This window comes from Candidatus Zixiibacteriota bacterium, from assembly GCA_018820315.1.
Classification (GTDB): domain Bacteria; phylum Zixibacteria; class MSB-5A5; order JAABVY01; family JAHJOQ01; genus JAHJOQ01.
In genome coordinates this window covers 1-25,966 of sequence record JAHJOQ010000001.1, presented here as the reverse complement: position 1 = coordinate 25,966, position 25,966 = coordinate 1, and the positions used below count along the sequence as shown (strand labels likewise).

Sequence of the window (25,966 nt, the reverse complement as noted above, 5' to 3'; positions counted from 1 at the left end):
AAAGTTGGCATGAGTCTTGATACTATATCTGTTTGCGGATGGTTGCCTTTTTCATAGATAAGCAGGCTACTGTTCTGATTTGCACTCATACCCTCGTTGGTTAAAGAACAGTAGCCTGCTTCGATTAGCTTCCTTGGGCGGATAGTCAGTGAAGCTATCAGAGCCCGTCTTAAGGACGGGCTCTTTCTGACCGAAATCTCTATATGTCTGGTACGCCAGCCTACATATAAGTCCAACAGGGCGAAGCGAAGGTCGCAGGCCGCTTCGCCTTTTCTTATGCACTCGTGTCCTTCAACTTATGGCTGTATTGTGGCAGCTAGCGATGGACCGCCGTTATCCCTCTCTCGCTGTCCGCTAAATTCCCAGACCGCGGTGTTGCCCTCGATGCTTGTCGCATTCGACTTGACTATCTCACCTGAGAATGTCGCTGTGATTTTAATATGCGTTTTGTCTATCTCGGCCGGAAGTGAATTGAGCAGTGAGTCCCAAGCTTGAGCAGCCGAGTCTTTATCTTCCGGAAGTCTATTCTGCTCTTTCTTCGCGTCTTCTCCCTGCTGGTCGTAGACATCGTGAGAATCATCTTCGGTCGCTTCCTCAAAGCGATCTATCAACCCGGCCATTTCCTCATCAGCAGGAATCCCCATAGAATCCTCTTGGTGCATCTCTATCCCAGAGATGTCAGAGCTCTCCAAACCTCCTTCGCGATGAGTACCTAAGCTGTGCTGAAAGAGCCATGAGCCATCGGTCTGCTTGGTGAATGACCTCTTCATGTCAGCAAGTCCCCTTTCAGAGACCGACTCCTCATTGAGACTCCGCAGCAAGCCTTCGACACCTGAAATGTCCTTGAATGAGAACTCCATGCTCCAGACTCTCCATCGCCCCTCATCGTTTATGTCGTAGTCCATCAACTCAACGCAATGATTGCATTTCAGTGCCTTTTGTATCTGTTGTCGAGTCCAGATCTCATCGCTCTTGACCTCCGATTTTTCAGGCACATTGTCATCCTCAGCTTCCCAGCTTGCGAGCGCCTGCCGCATCAAATCCATATACTGGCTGTCGAGCGCATGGCGAATCTTGAGCGTCCCGGAACCGTCAGCGTTCAGAGATATTGTCTCTTGATAATCGATGCAGCCGCCAAAAACCGCTAGCGCTGCTGCGAGAGCAACCAATGCGAGTCTATGCATAAACTGCACCTCCTCCTGACATTGTTCATTGGACTCGATCTATCTCCCCTACGGCTGAACCTTTGCCGTCATCATCGGAATATCATCGTGTATCACAGCTTTTCCGCGAAATTCCCAGGTGGCGGTATTGCCGTCGACACTGGTGGCATTCGATTCTATGATCTTTCCGGGAAACTCCGCCGTGACCTTCACTCTGGCATTTTCCATGCCGGCAAACATCGATTCGAGACCAGAGTTCAGATTCTGCATAGCTTCCTCCATTTGCTCCTCCTGCTCCCCGGCTTCCGGGTTCGCATCGCCCCCCTCGGCATCCTCCTCATCGGAGTACTCCTGCATGGCCTCCTGCATCTGCTTCATCGCTTCCGCCAGCTCCTCAGCCGTTGGCATGTCCTCAGCATCACTGTCATCGGAGTCCATGTCGGACGTGTCGAACTGAGAAGATCCACCTTCTTCGCCCATTCCACCGCCAAAGTCATGTTGATAGAGCCAGGTGCCGTCATCCTGCCGCGTGTATGACCTGTCAATATCAGCCTGCTCGCCATCTTCGTCAGCTTCTGCATTAAGAGAGCGTGAGAGCATCTCAAAATCAGCCAAGTTATCGAATGAAAACTCAATCACCCAAATTTTCCATTCTTCGTCCTCACTTGCTTCATATCCAATCAACTCGACGCCGGTATCTTCCACCTTCAATGCTTCCTCGATCTCCTCACGAGTCCACATATCCTCATCAGCATTCTCCGGCTCTTCACTCTCCTCGCCGCCCATCTTTTCACCCATCTGTTCCATCTCATTGAGATACTGCTTATCGAGCGCGTATCGAATCTTCAATGTACCGGAACCATCCTCGTTGAATTTCAACGTTTCCTGGTAGTCAATACATCCTCCGACCATGATAAGCGCCACAACTAACGCCATCAGCAAACATCTGCTCACGAAACACCTCCTCCAATAGAGTGTGCCAATTGATGCAACTATATGAACACTCCGCTTGTGCGCGCCTGACGTTGTCCTGAAGTTCAAAGCAGACACGCAGCCTTAGCGGCAACTTTCTCAAGAAATCCCTCGTCTTCATCCGTGAATGGCGCGGTCTGATGGGAGTCTATGTCAAGCTCGCCGATTAGTTCGCCGCCCTTGAACATTGGAAGGACAATTTCCGATTTGACATCTATGCTGCAGGAGAGATAATTGGTCTGCTCGGAGATATCCTGAACAACAAATGTCTCACCTCTTTCTGCAGCCTGCCCACAAATGCCTTTGCCGAATGGTATTCTGACATGATCTGTAGGCTCCCCGGCGAAAGGTCCGAGCACAAGTTCTCTCTTGTTCTCCCCATCCACTAAGTAGAATCCTACCCAATCATAGTGGGGCACCACTTCCCTGAGCATATCGCAGATACCGAGAAGTTTCTCCGAGACGGGAATCGGTGACTCCACCAGCGCCTCGATCCGAGCAAATAATGTATCCAGAAGTTGAGTCTTGTTCACCATATAAACCACAAGTCCGAAATTAGATCGCTATTCACCTTTGCCACGTCTCAATTCAACCCATGCTTTGAATGCCCGCCTGATGTGAGGAATCGTTATCGAGCCACCAACCACGAGTCCTATGCTCATGGTCTCTTCGAACTCCTGATCGCTCACTCCCTTCTCGAAACATCTGAGAAGATGATACATTGTGCAATCATCGCACCTGAGCACAAGTGAGGAGACCAGTCCGAGCAGCTCTTTGGTCTTTGTCGATAACGCTCCGTCCGTATACGCCTGAGTGTCGAGATTGAAGAACCGCTTCATCGTGAGGCCGCTGTTGTCGAGCACAATCTTGTTCAGGAGCTCTCGCTGCTCTCTGAATTCCCTTGCTCTCTCGGACGCCGCCTCCGGATCGGCTTCAGACTCCCTATCATTCATAACAAACCCCGAACCCTAGTTCAGATCGCATACAGAGACAGCACCCCGTCACGAAGCGCCGTCTGTAATCCCGCATTTCGGACCAACCCACTCAATAGTCCTCGATATTAGAAAACTCCGCATCCTCAAGCCATGTCGACGGGCGGCTCATGAACTCAATCATGTGATCGAGAAGGTGCACATGACGCTTCTCTTCATCAGCTATCCGCAGAAGCAGTGCCTTCTGATCTTCCGAGTCCACCTCTTTCGACTTCTCTACGTAGAATTTCTCACTGCGCTCTTCGATCTCCAGCGCCTTCTGCAACGCATCTTTCTGAGCGATATCGAAATCGAAATCACTCTGACCGACCTGCATTTCCTGGAATATGTTTTTGGCATTCTTGAGCACTTCCGTCCCCTGCATGTCGGGTGTGCCGGACTTTATGTGTGAGAGTATGTTGTAGTGCTTCACCTCATCGTCTGCCATCATGAGTAGTATTTTCGCGACTCCCTCATCCGTGACCGTCTCAGCGAGATCACGATAATACTTCTCCCCATCTTTCTCCATCTGCATAGCGAATTCATAAATGTCCATCGAACTTAATCCTCCTGAAAAATACCAAGCATGGCTCGCAGCTATTTACCGCTACAACCACCTTATACTCCCGATTGTTCTCATCCAGAGCCACTCCGAATCATACCGAGAGCCACATTGGGCTGGGTGTGACTGACGAGTGCAGCGCTAAGCGACCGTAATCTCCCTACTGAGATAGACCGACTGAATTGCGTTCAGAAGTTCTACCCCATCCTTCATCGGCTTCTGGAATGACTTTCTTCCGCTGATCAGACCCATACCGCCGGCGCGCTTGTTAATTACTGCAGTCCGCACCGCCTGAGCAAGATCATTCTCACCGGACGATCCGCCAGAGTTGATCAGTCCGGCACGTCCCATGTAATTGTTGACAACCTGATAACGAGTCATTTCGATCGGGTGATCCTTGCAGATACCGTCGTACATCTTCTTGTTATACTTCCCGAACGACTCTCCGCCGGAATTCATAGCCGCATAGCCACGGTTGATTGTCGGCTGCTTCTGCTTGATAATATCAGCCTCTATAGTCACTCCGAGGTGATTCGCCTGCCCAGTGAGATCCGCGCTGCCGTGATAGTCTTTACCATCGACCTTGAAAGCATTGTTGCGGAGATAGCACCACAGAATAGTCGCTAGTCCCAGTTCATGCGCATACTCGAACGACTGTGTGATCTCCTGAATCTGACGGCTGCAACCTTCGGAACCGTAGTAGATCGTCGCGCCAATAGCGACGCAACCCATCTCCTTCGCCTGATCGACAGACGCAAACAGCACCTGGTCGTACTTGTTCGGATAGGTCAGCAGCTCATTATGATTGATCTTCAGAATGAACGGTATCTTGTGAGCATACTTGCGTGCGATACTACCGAGAACACCGAGCGTTGAAGCAACACCGTTGCAGCCACCTTCAATCGCCAGCTTGACAATATTCTCCGGATCGAAATAGATCGGGTTCGGCGCAAACGATGCTCCACCCGAATGCTCTATTCCCTGATCCACCGGCAGAATCGACAGGAAACCGGTTCCGGCGAGGTTACCGTGACCGAAAAGCGCATTCAGACTCCTCATCACCGGAATCGGGCGATCTGAATTGAGATGAATATCATCAAGCCAATTCGGTCCGGGAAGGTGCAGTTGGTCCTTAGAGATGCCTGTACAGGTGTAGTTCAGAAGCTCGTCGGCCTCAGCTGCAAGCAGTTTCTTGATTCCATTCAGGTCTATCATGGTTCTATCTCCTTATACTGAATATCTCGAATCCGTTCGCCATCAAGATGACGGTCTCCTATGCGTCCCCACGCCGATTAACATAATTAATTCACAGTTTAATCATAGTCAAAATGAGAGTCAATAACAAACGTGTGGTCCCGGAACCCACAGGGATGATCGATTGGCGAGAATAATACTTGACACATCAGTCCACACTATTCTATATTGATTCTATAGACCAGAACGATCCGGATCTTCTCCTCAGCTGTAAACTTCCTCCGAGTCTGCTGCCGAATCTCCTTCACCACAGCTTCTGGATTCTGACTCTGTTTCCCACTCATCGGGCACTCCTTTCGTTAAGATCAACATAGCAAAACCTATGTCTTAACCAAAAGCCCGTCCATGTCCGACTTTAGCTGAACCGACACAACTACATCTTTGCAGGCGGACCACCGCCAGAATTCTGTCCGGAATTGTGGTAGGAGATAAGTCTGATTTGACTACAAGAATCTAATGCAGGCAAGCAGTGTCGGAGGGCAGACTGATCATTTATTCTGCCCTTCTTATTATGAAGGGACGTCAAAAGCTCGTTCGATCAGATCCTGTTGCTCTGATTCATGGAGGCTCAGATACCCTGTCGCGGGGCTGCAGCTTTCGCGCCGCGCAATCAACCGAAGGCGGAATCTCGAGAACTTGCGGCTGATGAAAGGCCATGCTCCCATATTCGCAGGCTCTTCCTGAACCCAGCAAAGATCTTTAGCATTTGTATACTTGCGGGACAAATCAGTAACACGTTCAATCGGGATAGGATACAGTTCCTCGATTCGCACGATAGCAACGTCGTCACGCTTCTTCTCAATCTTCTCTGCGACTAGGTCATAGTATATTTTGCCTGAACAGAAAAGTACTCTTCGGATACGATCAGCATCAGCATTCGGATCGTCGATGACAGGCTCAAACCTCGCGCCTGTCAGGAAATCCTCGATAGGACTCTGACACAACGGATGCCTCAGTAGGCTCTTTGGTGTCAATATAACAAGTGGCCTTCTGAAGCTCCTGATGACTTGTCGTCTCAGTATGTGAAACAGGTTCGCTGGTGTCGTGCAATTCGCTATCTGCCAATTGTTTTCCGCAGAAAGCTCAAGGAATCGTTCAAGTCGCGCCGAGGAATGATTGGGGCCCTGACCTTCGAATCCATGCGGCAAATAAAGGACCAGACCGCTAAACCTGCGCCATTTTGCCTCTGCGCTCGATATCAATTCATCAATCACAATCTGTGCACCGTTTGCAAAGTCTCCGAACTGTGCCTCCCAAATAGTCAAACCATCCGGCATGACAAGCGAGTAGCCAAATTCGAAGCCGAGTGCTGCATATTCGGACAGAAGAGAGTTGTATATCCTGAAGTCAGCCTGGTCATCGCTCGCATGATCAAGCGGAATGTAAGTCTCCGCAGAATCCTCAAGAGTGATCACTGCATGCCTGTGCGAAAACGTCCCTCTGCGTGTATCTTGTCCCGCGATTCGGACCGGAGTTCCCTCTCTGAGAAGAGTCCCATATGCCAGCAGCTCCCCCATCGCCCAATCGAGCTTCCGCCTCTCGTGAACCATTTTCTTCCGCTCTGCGAGTAGTTTCTCGATCTTTCTGTAGAATTTCTTAGCAGGCGGAATTTCAACGATCCTGTCCGCAATGGAAACAAGAGTGTTCTCATCGACACCGGTCTCCGGCGACTGGTGAAAATCGGCGTATGTTGGAATGTGAATTCGGCTGAACTTACCTGTTGCCTCAGATTCGATTTGCTCTTTCCCAGTCTTCGCACTTTGTAGCTCGCTCTCGAGTTTTTCGACTGTCTTCAATTCCATTTCTTTCAGAGTTGCCGGTTCGACGACTCCCTGCTCAAGCAACTTGCGATTATAGATATCTCTCGGATCAGGATGCTGCTCAATCGCCTTGTAAAGCAGCGGCTGAGTGAATCTCGGCTCGTCACCTTCGTTGTGACCATACCTCCGATAACCGAGCAGGTCGATGAAAACATCTTTCTGAAATTCCTGTCGAAACTCGATAGCCAGCATTATGGCGTATGCCACCGCCTCGACATCATCAGCATTCACGTGAAATACCGGAGACAAAGTCACTTTTGCGACATCTGTGCAATACGTGCTCGATCTGCCATCCAGGTAACCCGTTGTGAATCCGACCTGGTTATTCAGCACGACATGAACCGTGCCGCCGGTCTTGTAAGCGTCAAGAGCCGACATCTGGATTACCTCGTAGACTACTCCCTGCGCTGCTATTGCTGCGTCCCCGTGGATAAGAATCGGAGCAATCTTCTTATAGTCTCCGTTGTAATCATGATCGGCTTTCGCTCTGACGATTCCCTCGACTACAGGATCGATAGCCTCGAGATGAGATGGATTAGCTTCAAGTCGTATTTTGACTTTCTTGCCGACGTGTGAGAACTTCTCAGCCGAATATCCGCGATGATATTTCACATCTCCATGATGAAACAGATCTCCTGCTGACTGGCCCTTAAACTCGCTGAATACTTTTGCAGAGCTTTTCTTAAGCACACTTGCGAGGACATTCAGACGCCCCCTGTGCGACATGCCGATGACGAACTCTTCGATACCCAGCTCTGCGCCTCGCTCGATAATAGCATCCATCGCCGGAATCAGAGTCTCAACTCCTTCGATAGAGAAGCGCTTCTGTCCGACGAACTTTCTGTGCATGAATTGTTCGAAGACTACCGCCTGATTGAGATGAAACAGCAAATGTTTCTTCTCTTCCGGCGAGAACTCCTTGCGATTTCTGCAACTCTCCATTCGCTCCTGTAACCACTGCAACTTCTTTGGCGCTCTGATATACCGAAACTCAGCTCCCACAGATTCGCAGTATGTCGCCTGAAGATGGTCGACTATCTCGCCGAGACTCGCCGGGCCAATCCCAATCTCAGAACCTGCCTGGAACACCGTTCCCAGATCAGACTGATCCAGCCCGAAATTCTCGATATCCAGCGTAGGCGAATATTGACGGCGGCGACGCACCGGGTTGGTCTTCGTAAAAAGATGGCCTCTGCTTCTGTAACTGTTTATCAGATTGATGACAGCGAACTCTTTCCTTACCGCCTCCGGCACACTCGCCGTGTTGCCGAATGATGCGCGGGCGAATTCGTAGCCCTCGAAGAATCTCTGCCACGACGGATCAAGCGAATCTGGGTCTTCTCGATACAGCTTGTACATCTCATCGAGAGACGTCACATCGGCATTGCTCATGTAGGAAAACTTGTCCATACTGTGTACTACGATCTAACAGGCATAGCAGTTTGTTTCATCGATTGTCTGGGGTGACATTCAGCAGCATCCTAACCGGATCTTCGAGCATCTCTTTGATTCGTTTCAGGAAACTGACCGACTCCATGCCGTCTATGATCCGATGATCATACGAAAGCGCCAGATACATCATAGGACGGATTACAACCTGACCATCAATGGCCACGGGTCGATCCTGTATCGTATGCATACCGAGAATCGCGCTCTGCGGCGGGTTCAATATGGGCGTCGACAGCATCGATCCAAACACACCACCGTTGGTTATTGTGAATGTGCCCCCGGTCAATTCGTCCATGGTCAATTTACTCTCACGAGCTTTGGTGGAAAGATCAATGATCGCCTTCTCGATCTCCGCGAACGTCATCCGATGAGCGTCTCTTATGATCGGTACCATCAGTCCCTTTTTGGCACTCACAGCAATTCCGATGTCGACATAATCATGAAAGATTATCTCGCCACCATCGATCATCGCATTGACCGCCGGGAAATCTCTGATCGCTTCACAGACGGCCTTCGCAAAGAATGACATGAACCCAAGCCTCACACCGTGCTGCTGCTCGAATCGCTCACGATACTCCGCCCTGATTCTTTTGACCCGGGTCATATCTACTTCATTAAAAGTCGTCAACATCGCCGTCCGGTTCTTGACGGCAACCAGCCTCTGAGAGACCTTCTGACGGAGCTGCGTCATCTTCTCGCGTCTGATAGGCCTGATATCCGCCGGTGTAGCTTCTGTGGGAGTAGTCGCGACAGGTCTGGCCATCCGGACTGGCTTCTCCTCATCGTCCGCCTTCACTTCGGGCTGAGACACCACCTGACTCTCGACCACTGGCTCTTTCGACACTGGCGCGCTTGATGGGTCAGGCTTCGCATCGGTGTCTATCGTACACGCAACCGTACCGACAGCAACAGTCGAGTTTGCTCCGACCAGGATTTTCAGTTTGCCGGATTCCTCCGCATGCAACGCGAGAGTCACTTTCTCGGATTCGATCTCGCACAGCAGCTCGTCCTTGTAGACATACTCGCCATCCGCCTTCATCCATTTGACGACTTCGACTTCCGTGATCGATTCACCCGGCGACGGTACCTTCAACTCAATTATCATTGTATTCGGTTCGTATTAGAATTTGTCTCTCTTTGTTTTCACAGCCCATCCCATACTTGGATCGGCGATAACATAACATCCTTTCATGTCCCAGTCAAGCCACATGGAGTCCTTTCTCCGATTCCTTCTGTTCTGCAACAATTACTTGATGGCATTGTTCAGAAGACCTGCTCTGCAACTTCGCGGACAAAACAAATTTCTCCGGTATCTTTTCGATCCAGCCTTTCACAGCATCCTCAGATGGTATCGAATAGTATGTCGAATCGATTTCGACCGTATCAAGTTCATTCGAATATTGCCTCAGAAAGTCCGACGCCGACGTCCCCGGTTTATAGAAAGGTCCAACCCAGTCTTTGGATGAGAATGAGGACGTGCCGAATCTAATCCGCGACAAGTCAACTATTCTGTCAATCTGCGAGTTCATAGTAGTATTATCAAACGACTCAGAGTCTGATCATGTTCCACGGAGACTGAAGTTCTCCGGACCAGACAGAGGCTCCGGTATCAGGCAGACAGACACACTAACTTCGCAGGCTATCGACAACACGCCTGAATGCCGAAATGTGCGCTGGAGTCGTTCCGCAGCAACCGCCGATTATCGACACCCCGGCATCTATCAGAAGCCTGCAATTCTCTGCCATGAATTCGGGGGATTCGCGATAAATGAGCTTTCCATCCTGCATCTCAGGCAGTCCGGCGTTCGATTGGATTATTAATGGAAGTTCTGTACGCCTGCGGTACTCCACAGCGATCTTCACCATGTTCTCTATGCCGTTGCCACAATTCGATCCGAGGATGTCTGCGCCGGCCTCGGTCAATCCATCCACCGCTTGTTGGATCGATACGCCCATGATTGTAAAGAATCCCTTTGGCGTCGAATCGAACGTCATGGTAGCTGCTATCGGAATCGAAGGTGCGATCCTCTTTGCCGCTTTGATAGCGAGAGTAGCCTCACCAAGATCAATCATAGTCTCGATACATATCATATCGACGCCCTCGGCAGTGATTGCTTCGAGTTGCCTCTCGAATCCCAGCAGTACATCGTCAGGCGCAGCATCGCCGTACGGCAGCAACAACATTCCACAGGGACCACAGGAGGCAGAAACATATGCCGCATGGCCAACCGCATTGCGCACTGCGCGCACCGCATTTCGGTTAATCTCTTCTGTTCGGGCATCCAGAGAATAGAGCGCAAGCTTCAATGGCGAACCGCCAAACGTATTAGTCTGGACGATGTCTGCGCCCGCCTTCAGATATGATTTCGCGATGTCTTCGAGAATATCGATCCGATCCAAATTCAGTCTTTCCGGGCACTGTCCGCTCTCGAGACCTCGCTCGAAGAGCATCGTTCCCATGGCGCCGTCAGTGATGAGGATTTCACCGCTGTCTATCCGCTGTAGCAAATCAGTCATGTCGACCAACACCCAAATGCTTTTTCACACAATCGACCGCACTCATGCCATCAAAACAGTAGGCATCGGCTCCGATCTCTCTGGCGTAATCGGCAGAGACCGGAGCTCCGCCGATGATGACTTTTAGCCTGTCGGACATTCCGCTCTCTTTCACGAGGTCGACCACTTTCTTCATAACAGGCATCGTAGTCGTCAGCAGCGCGGACAAACCGATGATCCTCGCGCCTTCTCTATCGGCCGATTCAATGAACTTCTCCGGCGAAACATCGTTGCCGAGATCGACCACCTCAAACCCAGCGCCCTTGAGCATTATGCTGACTATATTCTTGCCGATATCGTGAAGATCCCCCTGCACCGAACCCATGACTACCTTCCCGATCGTTGGCACGCCCTCCTTGATAAGCAACGGCTTCAACTTGTCCATTCCGGCGTACATCGCCCGTGCAGCGAGAAGCACATCGGGAAGGAATATTTCATGAACCCTGAACTTCTCCCCTATTACCGCCATGGCCGCTATCAGACCATCGTCGAGTATCGTCTGAGGAGCAAGCCCCTCGGCGATTGCGCGATCCGTCAACTCAGCGACATTTTCGGTTTCACCACGCTGCAAACTCTCGGAAAGTTGAGTCAAAGTTTCCATCTTGATATCTCCAACAAACTCTCTAATGTTCCATTACAGCTCTTATCCGCTCGGTACAGGAATGATCGCTGCACTCCGAACAGAATGGAAATGTATCTTCGAAATCGAATATCTCTTTCTTACCGGATATTATCACGCCCGAGATTGACTTCAACGGCTGCATGAGACAGCTCTCTGTCAAGCTAATGCCGATCGCTGCCGGGTCGAGATATCGAAAGAGCTTTTTCTGGGCGCTGACGTGCCATCCGCAATAGCCAGGGCTGAAACGCAGCACACCGATTGATTCATCACACTTGTCGACAGATGTCAGATAGTCAACGTAGTAGTTCTCAATCCATTGAGCAGCGTTCTCAGTGCCTTCCGACGCCGCAGAATCGAGCATCGAACCGAGTGCGAATTCGCGCTGATTGAACAGATCAGATATCCTATTCGTTATCTTCGATCCAATAGTTACAGCAAACAGACATAATGTGTCGGCAGATTTGAAAATGCTCTCCAGCGGTGTCACATCTTCGTTCAGACTTTCACCGACATAAATATTTTCACAATCCGACATGCTGATCCCCGCCAGAATTCCGGCAGGTTCAGCAAGTTGACGATAGATTGACACAGCATCGTCTGCCAGCCGCTGGACCCTCTTATCCGTCGATGCACCTTCCGGCACACCTTGAGCTGTAAGCACAGATTCAGCCGATGGAACGGTCTCATTGATGCCTATACTGACAACACGTCTCTTCATTCTACTGCAGGCAGCCTTTCCATCCCATAGCGGCGGGCTTCGGCTTCCATCAGTTTCGTCATCTCGTTCTTGATGTCATCGGGGAGTCGGATACCTGCCCACGAAGTGATGGCGCGCTCGACTTCTTGATGGGCTCGATCGCCGAGAGTAAGACTCCCCTCCTCTTGCCATCTCGACCTGTTAGCGCGGTCTATCGATGGTCCCGGAAAATAGACTTCATCTCTGAGATAGCGGCGAGTGTGATCGGAAATCAGCAAATGCCCCTCCTTGATCATCTCCTCGAACCTCGGCATCGCCGGGAAGTCCTCCTTCGGTTCGATGCCTTTAGCCATCCGCAGAGTCATCCCACAGATTTCGTTGTCCAGAACGAGCTTCTCCAGACTGAAACAGCTTTCGAAATCGAGCATACCGGGACCGGAGACATTGTTGATTCCGGCCAGCGCCGCAAGAGTCGCACCCATCGAAGTCTCGAGGCCTGCCTGCGCATCCAGAAGTTTCGCGTCGCTCAGCCCGATGTATGCCTGGGTCGGCAGACCGAGATGCTTGCCTACCTCATTGTAGGCACAATCCATCATCATCGTGCCGACAGCTCCCATGGGAGTAGTCTCGTACCGTACATCAAAAATCGCCGGCGACCCACCATATAGAATCGGAGTCCCCGGTCGGGTTAATTGGCTGATTGCAATCCCGCTCAACGTCTCGGCCGTATGCTGAACAAGCGATCCGACAAGCGTCACCGGCGCCATGAAACCCGAAAGCGGCATGGAAATAAACTCGACCGGAATCGAATACTTTGCGCAGTCGACAACATTCTGCGATGTGACATTGCTCCATTTTAGCGGAGAAGTCGGACAGCATGAGAACAGCGTCAGAGGTTTAGCCGCAAGCGCCTCCTCAGATCCCCGCACAGCGAGCTGCAGGTTTTTCATTATCTCGAATGCCTCGATTGTGAATGCACCAGTCACAACAGGCTTCTCGCAGAACATTAGGCTCAGAAAGAGACGATAGCTGTCTGAGATCATTTCATGTACATCGCACGGAATCATAGCTGTCGCCTGGGACGCAATATGCTTCATCTGACACATTAACTTAGTAAATCTAACATAGTCCGCCGCAGTCGGTTTGCGAGCCGCGATTGAGTCATTGTCAAGAATGTTAATGGCTGCCGAACCGGGAGTGAAGTTCACATTGAAACCGGATAAATCAACCGCCTCGTCGCCGATTGAATCGTAGAGCTTGATCGAATCAGGAGCAGTCGCAAGAGACCTGTCGATGATCTCCTGAGTGTAATACACGCGACCTTTGTTCTTGTCGATTCTTGCACCATGATCTGCGAGCAGAGAGACCACGCTATCGTTATGTACTTCGACGCCGAGGTGACAGATCAGGTGTCGAGCCTCATCGATGATTTTTTCGATTAGTCTATCGGAGAGAAACCGGACAGTTGGCCTCACATCGATCTCCTTTCGATTAGCAGACACGCCATCACACAAACACACCAATGTCATCATCAGGAAATGATTTGTCAAGAAAGGAAATGGGGAGTGTATACAAAGAAACGCTGGTTATCGCCCTTTCTCACCTAGATGATTTAGACAGTTTTCATCATTTAGCATTTCGCACAATCGTCGCGTAACAAACAGCAATACATCAATGTATTCATCCACGGACTTAGGTTTCGGATCCGGCTTTGCAAACCAGTAATTGTTCTTGTCTTTCGCCTCTTCTTCGTCGACCCAAATGGTGGCTGATCTCTCGGGCGTCGAAATCGAGATTCTCATTTGCCCTCTATGACTCGGCATCTTACCTTCGCTCATGATACTTACTTCTGCCACCTTCTTCAACCGCGTAGGATCCCTGAAGATGTCCAGGATGCAAATTCTTAGGTATGTGCCAACCACAGTCAGATTGCCAGTTCTGGCCAGAGCCTTGTAGATATCTGATGAATCAGAAGCAACCTCTTGAACTACATCGGCTGAATTCCGACGCAACAGAGTATCATCATATGCACGGTTACTGCTGCGAAGACTGTCCTCAGCCGGAGCGTGATAAGTTTCGTATTGGGAATCAAGGATTTCCTGATCTGTTTTACTTGCTTTGGGAAGTTCGTTGCCTTGGCCCGACGATGATTGATCTCCTGCTCCGCCTGCTCCTCCCCCTTGCGGATGCAGGTCCCCTTGATCCCCTACCAACTCAGCAACCGATACTTCTATTGCCGTGTGCTCGGGAAGATACTCGGGAATATTAATTCTGATTGGTTCCCGAGGTTCTTGCGCGCTACTGGTTATTAGGAGGGCAGCGGGAATTGTGCCCAGCAGCACTGGCAGCATTAGCGACACGATTTTGGCGACCCAGTCTAGACCGCTCACCAAAGCAGTGTCGCCACTGTAATAGTCTGCCTTGTCTAATACCTCGACGACTGCGAGGTCAGTAAGGGGACTCCACTCCTCTTGACTGTCGAATGTCACTTCGTAGTATCTTCCTTGGAATTGAATGCAATAGTGAATGGTGCAAATAGTCCAGTGGTTCTTTCATTGACTCTTCTCGAACATCAGGAAACAACGATAGCCACTGTCTTTGCACGCGGCAATCACGGCAGCAACAAAGCCATAGATTGCGCCTGGTTCACTGCGGATTAGGACGCACACGGAATCCGCCGCTAGCCCAGATGAAACTCCAACCGACTTGCTCAGGGCATCAGCCATCTTCAATCGCAGGCTGTCAGTCCCTGCTTCCTGCACATCAAAAACCACTTCGTTTTTCGTCTCGTCTGAGTCCCACCTGTTCAAGGTCATACTCACGTGATTTCTCTCTGCTGAGCCAGCAGCGGGAATGTAGACATCAATTTTGCATGGAGTGTTTTCCATAAAATCAGATCGTGAATTCCATGATATGGTCGGAAGCCTTAGCGCGGATTCCTCATTGGGTTTACCACCTCCGACCATCATAAAATAGAACAGGAGGACAAACATAATATCAGATGCTCCCATTATGAAGTACTTCAATGTTGACTTACTTCCTCGTCTGCTCATACCGGCTACCGCTCCTGCTTTACCTTAATTTCTCCACCAAGGACTTGGCCAAGTTCTCCATTTCAGCAGCTTTTTTGTCAGTTAGAAAGCCGGTGAAATAGTCCAAGAGCACTGCTAACGTGAGATTCGCCAGTCCCCATAGACTAGTGACAATCGCGATCCTGAGGCCGACATTGAACGCAGCATCTCCACCCATGCTCCCATATTGCAACTGGCTAGAACTCGAGAAGATGTACAATAACCCCAAGAGCGTACCCGTGAAGCCAACAGCTGGGGACGCGGCTGCAACCGCATCATAAAGCCTCTGTGGTCCAATATCCATCATCAATCGATCTATCGCCCTTTTGGTGTAGGATAAGAGTACATCAGTGCGTTCGCCCGCCGATACGGTGCTAGATGAGATGCTTTCACCCATTATTCTCCATATATGAAGAGGTTGCGGATCTTTAGCCTGTTCGAACACTAGCTGCTGAAGATCTAACCATGTCAGCCCGTTGTCTTTCCCTTCAAGAAGACGCGACAGTTCGACATCCTTCGGATAGAACTTTGGCCTTCCAAGTGTATATCGCCCGACGAATAACCCAAACCGCAGAAACATCATGATAGTCATGAGCGCCAGCAGGAAATAGCCGATCGAAATAAGCAACTTGTAGCTGCTTTGGACAGTCGAAGACAAAAAGAAACTGCTCGGATCGATATGGACAGCTTCTTCATTTGCCTCAAGATCGGCCTTCATTTCGGCGTAATCGATCGCGGATACCGGCGTCGGGAAAGTTTCGTGTATCCTTTTGAGTTCCTCGAAACGCTCTCTCCCTTCATCGTGGAGGACACTTACCAAGGAATAAGACAATATTGCGGAGAGCACCCAGAGAGCCGCAACTCTCGGGAACTTGGTTCCTTTTGAATTGAAAAGATACGCCCTAATAAACCGCATGATTTTCCCTCTTATTCTTTTTGGACGGGTATCCTCCGCCATCCTTCTCCTCCCACACTCTCTCAAGCCCCCTGATCGATTATTCATGCATATGAAAACTGTAGGACTCTTTGCAGCCTTCCTCCTTTATGGTCGTGTGATTTGGGTCGACGGCGCATGCAACATCTGCGCGCTGAGTATGCCACAGGAGAAGCTTCTGGTTTGTACTTATCGTTCGGACGTGCGTGCGATTCACAACCCGCATCGTCGGCAAAGATGCTTCCCCGCTGGGCAATCAGCGACCGGAATCACAAACGAAATTCGAACCAAAGACCCTCAAGTGGTCTCTGACAACTACCCCTTCGTCAGATAAACTGACCGTACCCTTATTCCGAAACTCTTCGTATATTACTTTTTTCTTTGCAATATTATATCAGCATCCGTTCACAATGTCAAGTCATTTGTGCAATGACAAAATGGCGCAGGGCTTTCTTTCATCGCCGGATCAAACTCGATAATGCAGAATGGCTGCACTGGTTTATCCAGGACCGCTCGGCACAATGATCATTCGCGTCAGCGACACATCTGATGCAATCCCTCAATCTGCCAGCATATAATCAGACGATCCGTTCGACCTAATTACCTAATAGCGATCCGAACCTCCGGTCTTCGGCTTCGATGTGATCGTCCCGGAAATCAGAGTGTAGATGAGAGCTTCGTTTTTCTGCACGACAATTACATCATACTCCTCGGGAGGAATCAGCTCGCTGTGCTTTTCGAGATAGTCAAGTCCAAATTCATCCCTCGGTATGATCAGCTTCTTCCGGTCGTCAACAATCTTGAACGGTGGATTGACGCGGAACAGATACCGCCCGAATTCTACATTATCAAAATCGTTGACAGGCCCTTCCTGATAGCGCACAAGCTCGAATTCCTGACAAGAGAGAGTATCAAGATAGTAGCTGCTGTCGCTCGCGTTATAAACCTTTGCGATGGGAACAAAATTGAACCCGTACGGTGGAGTCATATAGAGATACTGCCCCTCCCTGTCTTCTACCTTTGCGACGGCAGTGAACTCCTTGGGATAGAACTTCTCAGTGTCGTCGACGACTCTATATTCACCGGGCGGGAGACATATGACGAAAGGAATCATCTGACATCCCATTCTAAGTTCCCTGTTGAGATAGTGTTCGGCTACCGTGATGATGTACTTTTCCTTCTCAGATATCATCAGTTGGTCCTGCTTGACAAGACGAACCTGAAGATTGGTCAGCCCCTTTGCCGGCACGAGTTCATTATAGAACGTGCACTCCGCAAATCCGTTCAGCCAGCTATTCTTGATTGGGTCCAGCTGCTCCTGGAATGTGATACCTGTAACCTCATCAACTGTCGACAGGAAATCTGACGAATGCGTTTCCAGCGCTGATAGACCCCACCGTGCCCAGGATGGATTGTCCAGCTTGTACTGAAGGAAAATGAAATTGGCATACGAGACCGCCAATAGATCATTGAGTTTCTGATCCTTTTGAGGCGCCTTATCCCACAGGGATTCCTGCTTCATTATGCTCTGAATCGCCAGATCCGACAGAAATATCTTGTCGTTGGTATTATCCATGTCGCCTGCAACTGCTCGATATTCTCGGATGTCAAGACTCATGTCTTCCATCTCTCCCACCTTCGCTGTCGCGCCTCCGGCAGACAACAGCAAGCCGATCGCAACCGCTATTGCGAATCTGTCTCTTAGTTTGATTCGATTCATGTTACCCTCCAAATCATTGCTGTTCGTCGACGATGACATTAGTTGCCGGGTTATAGAGTTCATGGAAATGCTGCAGCTCCTCGTCGAGCTGATTATACAACTGAAATCTCTCCTCGTCATAGAGAACTCGCATCGACTTCTTCAGCCAGTCAATCGACCTTTGGCTGATGCGCTGCTGAAACTTGTTATCTCCAGACTTGCAGCCGAGCAACCTCTTAGCACATGTTGCGATCTCCAAATAACGACGATCTTCAAAGAGATACTTGAAATAGGTTGATGTAAAAGCAACCGCTTCCTGTACATATACGTCTTTGTGGAAGAACGGCGCGAGCGACAATGCTTTCACATCGCTCGAATCACTGCTGAGATCAATGCTTTCGAGAAAGTGCCCCCATGCCAAGTCCTTTTGATCATTAGCTAGTCTCTTAGCTAATAGAAAATGAGCTATTGAAGAACAATAATCACTGCTGAGGTACGCCACCGCAGCTTCTGCAGATTGCTTGCACGCCTCGAGGCACAGTTGCCTTTCTGGGGAGCCGTCTTGGAGTTTCCCAATCTCGGCATTCGTGTATATCGCGGCAATGAGATTCGATGCACCATGAACATTCGGGAATTCGGGACCAAGAACATCTCTGACCGTAGCAAGAAAGCCGCTCGTCGTGTCAAATACCGAGAAATCAATAGCCCGCCTCATCAAGCAATCGAGAAGGGGCGCGGGAGCGTTGAAATTCCCCAGCAATGCGGAAGCTAGGATCAAATCACGCACTGACTGTCGCACATAATATGGCACATTCGAGGTTGCGACTTCATCAGCTTCATGCTGATACATTTCATCAACTAGTCGCCCATAGAGTTGGAGCATTACGGCATGCAATCCATCTAAGTTCCTGTCGCTGCTCGGCAACACCATCTGTTTGTTCAATGAAATCAGAAAGTCAGCCTCATTCAGATTAAATGTCGCCAGGACGCTTAGGTTCTTGACCGTGCTTGTGTCCTGCTCCATACGCCATTGCTGCCTCATTTCTACCAACTGCTGCATATCGGGGACCCCCCAGTGGGCGAAGAAGAGCCCCATGCTGATATCATCGTCCGCACCATCCGTTTTCGCCTGCAAATGTGCAGTGACAAGAGTACTGAGTAACAACGCGATGACGAGAATCGTCGCTTTCGGTCTCTGCTGCTTTCTCAATTGCATCTTTCTCACCTTCCTTTACAATTCCAATTCATTCAAACAGTTCTCATCTCCCAACATCTCACATAGCCCTTTTGCGGACAACATGAGCGCTTCGGTGTACGCCTCCCTTGTACTGGGGACTGGCTCTGGCACAATGAAATTCGGATCGCTCAGGTCTTCTGCCCCCGACTTAGAGGTATTCACTGTGACTTGATCGCTTCCAATCCTTACTACAATTCGCATACTGTCAGAATTGACAGCTGAAACAGTGATTCTCCCATTGCCGAATATCGAGCGCTCATACGAATCTATCCTGTTCGTGAAGAGATCAATCACGCAGTTCCTCAAATATATGTTGACAATAGCAAAACAGGCAGGGTCATATGGCGGCTCGACAAGCTCGTCAAGTCCACCTCTAGTCGGTACGGTGTCGTCAACAGGAGGTATCGATGGTAGTGAATTTTCTTCCAGAATATATATAATATCATCTTCTTCCACGACGAGGACAGGGTCGGTGTCGTGCTTAGGACCTCGGGGAGGTCCGATATCATCAATATCCCCATTCCCACTAGGCGGGTGAATCAGAGAGTCCACAGGAGGCAGAATCACTTCATCCTTTGGGGGTCTCTGGTATGGGAGGTCATCACTTCTGGCAAATACCGGCACATCCTTGTATATCTTCTCGACATCTGGATCATCAACTACTACTACTGGTTCCAACTCCTTCGGTCGATTAAGGACAAGCGGATCATTGGGGACGATCATCTTTGGATCCTCCATGGGATCCGCAATTTGCGGCTTCACTTTTGGAACCTTTACCTTATTTACGTGCACTTCTGGTGGCTCCACGGGAGTCACCTCGTACACATATGCGTCAGTTAGGCGATGCACCTGCTGCTGCGCGCGGTCGGGCTCATGGTCGGGCATTAGAAGTAAGAACACAAACACAAGTAACAGACTTAGAAGCGCAGCCACAACCGATGGTACTGAATCGGTTCTTGCATCAGGTGCAACAACCGTGCTTGAAGACACGCTTTCCAGTACGGCTTCAAGCTTCAGATCTGTTGTGGGGCCCGGTAAAGTCCTCATGTCAGAACCTCATGAATGAGTCCGCTGCAATTGCAAATGAGCGGGTCAATCTTCCGTCTTGAAAACCAAGTAACAGTCGTATGATTTCATCTTGCACGCAGCAAGAACGGCAGCAACGAAGCCATATCGCGACGTCACATCGCTAAAGATAGCGATTCGAAGTGTGTCCTCCGGAGGTGTCGGATTTAGCTCTACGAATGACTCTATTGTATCTGCTAACGCTGAGTGAAAGGTCGGAGACCCAAGATTCTTATTCGGAAAAAACCAAGTTGTTGAATCCTGAGGATCTCCCCTAAAGTTGATTTGCATTCTACTTCTCTCGATTTCCCCGGAGTCGATCTGCACGGAAATATGGAATAGGATAGTGTCAAGCTTATCAACATTCGCGTCTTCAGTCTTGTATGGAACTCGGACAAGATCGTAGGTCTCATTTGCCCCCGCGAGAAACAGGAAAACAAAGAGCAATATGAATGCAACATCCGCTGCACCCATAGCGAAATTACCGAGCGAGAAATCATCATCTTCAACACGCATTGGTCATATCCTCATCTGCATTTACATCACAGCATCAACCACAGACGCTTCGCCTTTGCGACCATCTTAGATGAATACCAGTTGCCAAGGTAGCCTGATCCAAACCGGATCAGTACGGCCAGCCCGAGATTGAACAATCCCCAGAGACTCGTGATGATTGCAACTCTCAAGCCGACTGCAAACTCGGGGGTTCCGGCCAGATTGGCGCCTGCACCTTCGCTTCTGGTAAATATGAAGAGAAGCCCGATCAGCGTTCCAAAGAAGCCGACTGCCGGAGATGCCTGCATTATCGATTCCAGAATCTTGGCCGGTTGGATTTCTCTCCAGACTGTGTTCACAGCACTCACCACGTAGGCAGAATAATAATCGTTGTTCTTGTTCTTTTTGAGAACATCACTTGTAACAAGACCCTTAAGTATACTCCAGAAATGTGATGTCGATTCGAGAGTGAGGTTCCTCGACCTCATTCCGAGCTTCTGCAATATTCTTGAACATATTCCGACTGGAACAGCTTCACCTGCTTTCTCCTCCAACTTATCCCAGCGTTTGTCTTTGGGGAGAGCCGCAAGGTCTGCCTCCAGTGTTTTCATATCCTCCTTTTTGGGGAAGAAGAACCGGAATCTGCGGATATCGAGGATAAACAGGACGATTCTGGCCAAAAGCATCAGGCTCATCATCATCAGTCCATAGTAAACCCAGAAGACAACCTTCGCATAATAGTCCGCTGCCCAGTAGGAAATCTGCAAACCACGCGGATCCTGTTCCATTGCAAGGCGCTCCCCAACGCTTTCGGTCTTCTGGGCCTTCTCATTGCCGCCTTGGATGAACGTCTGGCTTTCTCCGGCCGGCTGTGTGGACTCAGAAGATCCCGACATAGGGGAAGAACCATTGAGTTGTGCCTGTTCGTCAGCATTAAGCGGCAAGCTCTTCAGGTTCAGACTGTCAGTCGGCGTTTCAGAATCGATAGCTATCTTGGGAATGGGGAAGAAGACAATGAAGAAATACGCCAATATTACTGGCAGCACGATGACAATTATGAATCGGTACGGTCTCCCCAATTCGCTCTTCTCTGCATGATTACCATTGTTGCTGTTTTCAGCATTGTTGTTAGGATGCACAACCATTCACTTCCTCCAATTCCACTGTCAATAGGCTATGCCTGGACGTATCCGCGGACTCGATATCAGAAGACGACTACGAAGCGTCTCATACTGCAATACATGTCGAGACACTATGCACCTGCATCGGATTCGAACATCACAAGATAGCACACCCTGTGAGTAATTCAGACACTCAGCCCCAGACATCGAAATACGTCCTAGCGATTTTGCCATGTGGCATTTTCAGCACACAACCACCCCTGGATTGAACAGGCAGCCATGACTGAATCGGACCGAATAATGCAATCCGCACTATAACAATGCGGATCAGACGGCCCCGTAAATATCCTCCTACTCTATTCTCAGCAGGAAAGATAATCGCTGCTTGCCTCGCTGTCAAGTCTTATGAGGGGTGATTGCGAAAAGAATCACAACTGGTATAGAGCCCCTATAAGACTACGGGGGATGGCTTTAGATGCAAGCGGTACGTGTGCCCCCGGATAGTGTCAGTGCTAACATAAAAAGTGGAGATGAAGGGATTCGAACCCTCGGCCTACGGCTTGCAAAGCCGCCGCTCTCCCAACTGAGCTACATCCCCACAATTAGAGCGCGCTAAATCTATAACGATTAGCCCTTTTGCACAAGTGTTTTTTTCTGCGACTTCCCCCTAACTGCCCTTTGATTGCTTCCTCACACGCACCGCGACCTGGGAACTACTCGAATCGCCGATGGTAAGTAGTGGGTGGACAGTGCATTCAAAATTTGAGAGTAGTTGAAGAAAAGAATTGTATAATGTATCTGTTATTTATATATTTTCGGTCTAACTAATTTACGGAGTTCTGATACATGAAGCAGTTATGCCGACAATCCATTATTCTTGCCTCGCTGGCCATCATAGTTCTGATAACCTCCTGCGATGACATCGGCGACCAGGATATGTTCAAAGTAGAACGTCTCTATTACGATGCCGAGAAGCTGGAGAAGAAGAAACTCGGCATAAAACCGGAACTAGCCACAGAGGCTGACTACTCCGAGATAATCAAGGCATACCAGACGGTCGTAGATACCTATGAGGATAGCTTTTCCGGGCTGAATGAGAAAGATAGTCTCACTGAAAACGAGAGTAAGGTTGCTTTCCTTGCAGGCAAGAGCCTCCTCCAGACAGCCAAACTGTACCAAATGAGCGACAATATCGAGAAGACCAGGGAGGTACTGGCTGGGTACGCGAATCGTTTCCCTCAGAACCGCGAATTCAAGGCCGTCGCACTACTGAGGCTCGGCAGACTTGAAGAGGATGCAGGAAATTTGAAGGCTGCCGAGGAAGCTTATCTCAGGCTTCTGGATGAATTCTACCCACCATCAGATATGAATCTGCAGCCAAATACAGACATTCTTGAGTTGCCCGTGAGATTGGCCGGCCTGCACAAAAGCATGGAGAATCTCGAACGGACCGAGTATTTCCTTGATTATGCCGAGGAGTATTACAAGCGAATCATCGACCAGTATAAGATATCACCTCTCGGGTTCACAACCGTACGTTACCTCGCTGACACTTACGTTTTGCGAAATAAGCCGAATGAAGCTATCACGCTGCTGGAGAGCGTGACAGACACGACTGGAGAAATCTTCGGCAGCGCGCAGTTGCTGATTGGCGATCTGTATGCCTCGTATCTGAGCGATACCGCGGAAGCTCGACGAAGGTTTGAGACTGTCGCGAATGATCAGGCGGATACTCTTCTGCATCCGAAGGCCTTTATCCAGTTGGCAAAATTGCAGTTCGATGAAGGCAACTTCATCGAGTGCAGGAAGCACATCGCAGTCATAAAGGACAGGTTTGTGAAATACTCAGCTCTGCAGTCTGAGGCACAACAGATTCTGGCGCGGACATTCGACCGGGCGGGCGATTTCAATCGCGCCTACAGTGAGTACCAATGGCTTATTACAAACCACCCTGATAGCAAAGAGTCCATTGAGGCGTATCGGTACCTTCCCCCCTATCTGAAACAGAACGGCCAGGATGATCTCGCAAGGGAATGGTATGATAAGGCTATCGACTATCTCACTGCAATGAGAGACAAGAGCACAGGAACTTACTTCGGCCTGACAGCACAGGGGAATCTGGTCAATATTTATTATGACCTCGAGCGCTGGAATGAAGTAGCCACGGAGCTTCAGCGGATGCAGACTGATTATCCGAACTCGGAGGTTTCGGCGGATGCGCTGGTTAAAGCGGGTGATATTTATCGTGAAAAGCTGTTTGACCCTCCAAAAGCCCGCCAGAGTTACGAGCTTCAGTTGAAGTTGTATCCAGATTTGCCGATCACAGAAGAAGCGAGGAAACATCTAAGTAATTAGAGTTTCAAGACATAAATGTTAAAGGAGTTGCACGTGAAAAGAAACATCCTGTTAGCACTGCTTGCCGTATTTCTTTTTGTCGGCTTCAGCGTTGCGCAAAGTGACCCTGTCGGCAAGGTGGACGAGTGCAAGATCGTCCTCAAAGAAACAGCGAAGCCGAATCACTGGGAAGTAGTAGTCAATTATACCAACGACGAGCCGCTGTTCGGAATGGTCTTCCCTCTGTTGATCGTATCTGACAAAGGCAAACTGACCTATGATTCGACCTCGTTCGCTGGTTCTCGCGTCGAGAATTTCGCAGTCAAGATTCCGCACGAAGACACCGCTTTCACCAACACCGGTAAGGGACTTAAGCTGAATATCGGCCTAATCGGCTCTGTCGGACCTGAAGCCTACGAACTTCAGAAGGGTTCCGGCGTAATTGCCAGGCATTTTATTTCCGGTGACAAAGGTGTCACAACTGCCAGCATAACTGTCGACAGCACATTTATCCAGCCAGCAAATCACATCATGGGCACTATGATTGACGCCAAAAGGAGTGTGAAACCAGCCTTCTCGTTTGAGCGAGCCAGTGCTGATGACGATTAATACGAGACCATGATAGTGAGCTTTTATAAGCCCTCTCGCTTTGAGAGGGCTTTTCACTGCCCTCGATTTCAGATCGAGTAACCACACACGATTCTGCTGCTTCACATATGTTGCATACAAGTGCATCCTCAAGAGTGAATTAAACGATCGCATTATCTTATGCCATCTATTGTCTTGTGATACATCATATTAGCAATGCATATACATCGTCGGATTGGTACGATAATTGCTCTTATTATCAGCAAAGATACGAAAACCTTCTGGCTGAACGGAGGCAAAATCCTATGAAAAATTTGCTCTTAGTAATGTGCCTGACTCTGGTAATTTCAGCGCCTGCTTTTGGCTTTAGCTGGACTTACTTCGATTTTGGCAGCTCTGTATTTGACGAGAACAATAACACCAGCCCAATCGATTACCCGAACATCGGTTACCTCCCCTCTCCCGGAACAAATAACGAGGGTGGAGAGAAGTTCGATCTTGAAGGAGCCTTCTGCGCAGAAGACGAGATGTACCTCTATGTCGGACTGACATCCTCATTTGGCGAAGTCGCCATGTCGAATGATTTTGGAGCATTCAATTCCGGAGATTTGTTCTTCGGGTTCAACGGCGAGAAACACTCATATGCTGTTGATGTTTCAACCGGCAATCTTATCGATGTCGAGACCTGGAATTACATCCCTGAACGACCGGGCGGTTACGGCAGCAGGAGTACCATAGTCCAGCAGGTGGGCGCATATTCAATAGGCACGGGTGAAAACCTCGGCCGCATCGATATGATGCTTTCGTTTGAAGCTGATCTTGAGCCGAATCCTCTCACACCGCCGGACGGGGCGAGCGGCGACACGTACATCTGGGAGTTCAGAATCGCCAAAGCACTGCTGAACTACGACACCGGCATGTATGAATCGGTAACGTTGCACAACACACTCGAATGCGGCAATGACCTTATCGAGAAGACTTTCCCGATGGATCCGATACCTGAGCCGACCACGCTGATTCTGCTCGGCGCAGGCCTTGTCGGAGCCGGTTTGATTCGCAGGAAAAGAGCATAGAGAACCCTTAAGAGAAGAGCGAGACGAAGGGTAGCAAAAAGCCCGTCTGCGGGGAGCAGGCGGGCTTTATTATTGCGTATGTCAATGCATGCACGCCCGCGGGCGGCACATGTTCAAATGTGCCCCAGCGCTGTGTGATCGGGCAGATGTGGACAGGCCTCATGACTCCCGAAGGATCTGCCGCCCACATGTTCATGTTATGATAAAGACTGTACGTAGCGCTGTCATACCGATGCAAGGACTTGTTGAAAAACCCTAAATGATGTCATTGCGAGCGAAGCGT

The 25,966-nt window shown here is 49.6% G+C and carries 24 protein-coding genes and 1 tRNA gene; 3 read left to right on the top strand and 22 right to left on the bottom strand.

Annotated elements, in window-relative coordinates:
• Window positions 1–296 precede the first annotated feature (296 nt).
• The 22 genes from KKH67_00125 to KKH67_00020 form a co-directional block, all read right to left on the bottom strand.
• Window positions 297–1,184 carry a hypothetical protein gene (locus KKH67_00125; protein ID MBU1317576.1) on the bottom strand — a complete coding sequence of 296 codons (888 nt, stop codon included), beginning with the start codon at window positions 1,182–1,184 and terminating at the stop codon, window positions 297–299.
• Window positions 1,185–1,232: 48 nt separating this feature from the next.
• Window positions 1,233–2,117, bottom strand: coding sequence for a hypothetical protein (locus KKH67_00120; protein ID MBU1317575.1), 885 nt, complete (start codon window positions 2,115–2,117; stop codon window positions 1,233–1,235).
• 83 nt (window positions 2,118–2,200) lie between these two features.
• A complete protein-coding gene (locus tag KKH67_00115; protein ID MBU1317574.1) occupies window positions 2,201–2,671 on the bottom strand; it encodes a GAF domain-containing protein in 471 nt (156 codons plus the stop codon).
• 27 nt (window positions 2,672–2,698) lie between these two features.
• Window positions 2,699–3,088, bottom strand: coding sequence for a carboxymuconolactone decarboxylase family protein (locus KKH67_00110; GenBank protein ID MBU1317573.1), 390 nt, complete (start codon window positions 3,086–3,088; stop codon window positions 2,699–2,701).
• Window positions 3,089–3,179: 91 nt separating this feature from the next.
• A complete protein-coding gene (locus KKH67_00105; GenBank protein ID MBU1317572.1) occupies window positions 3,180–3,662 on the bottom strand; it encodes a ferritin family protein in 483 nt (160 codons plus the stop codon).
• Between the two features lie 147 nt (window positions 3,663–3,809).
• A complete protein-coding gene (locus KKH67_00100; GenBank protein MBU1317571.1) occupies window positions 3,810–4,883 on the bottom strand; it encodes a class I fructose-bisphosphate aldolase in 1,074 nt (357 codons plus the stop codon).
• Between the two features lie 548 nt (window positions 4,884–5,431).
• Window positions 5,432–8,152 carry a 2-oxoglutarate dehydrogenase E1 component gene (locus tag KKH67_00095; protein ID MBU1317570.1) on the bottom strand — a complete coding sequence of 907 codons (2,721 nt, stop codon included), beginning with the start codon at window positions 8,150–8,152 and terminating at the stop codon, window positions 5,432–5,434.
• 37 nt (window positions 8,153–8,189) lie between these two features.
• Window positions 8,190–9,296, bottom strand: a complete 1,107-nt coding sequence (gene sucB, locus KKH67_00090) for a dihydrolipoyllysine-residue succinyltransferase (GenBank protein ID MBU1317569.1) — start codon at window positions 9,294–9,296, stop codon at window positions 8,190–8,192.
• 94 nt (window positions 9,297–9,390) lie between these two features.
• Window positions 9,391–9,720 (bottom strand): DUF72 domain-containing protein, encoded by a 330-nt coding sequence (locus tag KKH67_00085; GenBank protein MBU1317568.1) that lies wholly within the window; start codon window positions 9,718–9,720, stop codon window positions 9,391–9,393.
• 97 nt (window positions 9,721–9,817) lie between these two features.
• Window positions 9,818–10,708, bottom strand: a complete 891-nt coding sequence (locus tag KKH67_00080; protein MBU1317567.1) for a homocysteine S-methyltransferase family protein — start codon at window positions 10,706–10,708, stop codon at window positions 9,818–9,820.
• Complete coding sequence (locus tag KKH67_00075; protein ID MBU1317566.1) at window positions 10,701–11,348, bottom strand: corrinoid protein; 648 nt, start codon at window positions 11,346–11,348, stop codon at window positions 10,701–10,703. Before KKH67_00075 ends, KKH67_00080 begins: the two co-directional genes overlap by 8 nt.
• 22 nt (window positions 11,349–11,370) lie before the next feature.
• Window positions 11,371–12,087 (bottom strand): hypothetical protein, encoded by a 717-nt coding sequence (locus KKH67_00070; GenBank protein ID MBU1317565.1) that lies wholly within the window; start codon window positions 12,085–12,087, stop codon window positions 11,371–11,373.
• Complete coding sequence (locus tag KKH67_00065) at window positions 12,084–13,541, bottom strand: trimethylamine methyltransferase family protein (GenBank protein ID MBU1317564.1); 1,458 nt, start codon at window positions 13,539–13,541, stop codon at window positions 12,084–12,086. The genes KKH67_00070 and KKH67_00065 overlap by 4 nt, the downstream gene beginning before the upstream one ends.
• A 111-nt stretch (window positions 13,542–13,652) precedes the next feature.
• Complete coding sequence (locus KKH67_00060; protein ID MBU1317563.1) at window positions 13,653–14,555, bottom strand: hypothetical protein; 903 nt, start codon at window positions 14,553–14,555, stop codon at window positions 13,653–13,655.
• Window positions 14,556–14,618: 63 nt separating this feature from the next.
• On the bottom strand, window positions 14,619–15,119 hold the full coding sequence (locus tag KKH67_00055) for a hypothetical protein (protein ID MBU1317562.1): 501 nt from the start codon (window positions 15,117–15,119) through the stop codon (window positions 14,619–14,621).
• 19 nt (window positions 15,120–15,138) lie between these two features.
• Window positions 15,139–16,095 (bottom strand): hypothetical protein, encoded by a 957-nt coding sequence (locus KKH67_00050; protein MBU1317561.1) that lies wholly within the window; start codon window positions 16,093–16,095, stop codon window positions 15,139–15,141.
• 580 nt (window positions 16,096–16,675) lie between these two features.
• On the bottom strand, window positions 16,676–17,791 hold the full coding sequence (locus tag KKH67_00045; protein ID MBU1317560.1) for a hypothetical protein: 1,116 nt from the start codon (window positions 17,789–17,791) through the stop codon (window positions 16,676–16,678).
• A 13-nt stretch (window positions 17,792–17,804) separates the two neighbouring features.
• A complete protein-coding gene (locus KKH67_00040) occupies window positions 17,805–18,986 on the bottom strand; it encodes a hypothetical protein (GenBank protein MBU1317559.1) in 1,182 nt (393 codons plus the stop codon).
• A gap of 15 nt (window positions 18,987–19,001) precedes the next feature.
• Window positions 19,002–19,832 carry a hypothetical protein gene (locus tag KKH67_00035; GenBank protein MBU1317558.1) on the bottom strand — a complete coding sequence of 277 codons (831 nt, stop codon included), beginning with the start codon at window positions 19,830–19,832 and terminating at the stop codon, window positions 19,002–19,004.
• Between the two features lie 267 nt (window positions 19,833–20,099).
• Entirely contained in the window at window positions 20,100–20,588 is a 489-nt protein-coding gene (locus KKH67_00030) for a hypothetical protein (GenBank protein MBU1317557.1), read from the bottom strand.
• A gap of 26 nt (window positions 20,589–20,614) precedes the next feature.
• Window positions 20,615–21,712 (bottom strand): MotA/TolQ/ExbB proton channel family protein, encoded by a 1,098-nt coding sequence (locus KKH67_00025; protein MBU1317556.1) that lies wholly within the window; start codon window positions 21,710–21,712, stop codon window positions 20,615–20,617.
• Between the two features lie 501 nt (window positions 21,713–22,213).
• Window positions 22,214–22,286, bottom strand: a tRNA-Ala gene (locus KKH67_00020).
• A gap of 248 nt (window positions 22,287–22,534) precedes the next feature.
• On the opposite strand from KKH67_00020, the gene KKH67_00015 reads away from it, so the two are divergent.
• The 3 genes from KKH67_00015 (at window position 22,535) to KKH67_00005 (ending at window position 25,683) form a co-directional block, all read left to right on the top strand.
• Window positions 22,535–24,043 carry a tetratricopeptide repeat protein gene (locus KKH67_00015; protein MBU1317555.1) on the top strand — a complete coding sequence of 503 codons (1,509 nt, stop codon included), beginning with the start codon at window positions 22,535–22,537 and terminating at the stop codon, window positions 24,041–24,043.
• A gap of 33 nt (window positions 24,044–24,076) precedes the next feature.
• Window positions 24,077–24,631: a hypothetical protein gene (locus KKH67_00010; protein MBU1317554.1), complete on the top strand. Its 555-nt coding sequence runs from the start codon at window positions 24,077–24,079 to the stop codon at window positions 24,629–24,631.
• 506 nt (window positions 24,632–25,137) lie between these two features.
• Entirely contained in the window at window positions 25,138–25,683 is a 546-nt protein-coding gene (locus KKH67_00005; protein ID MBU1317553.1) for a PEP-CTERM sorting domain-containing protein, read from the top strand.
• The last annotated feature ends 283 nt before the right edge of the window (window positions 25,684–25,966 follow it).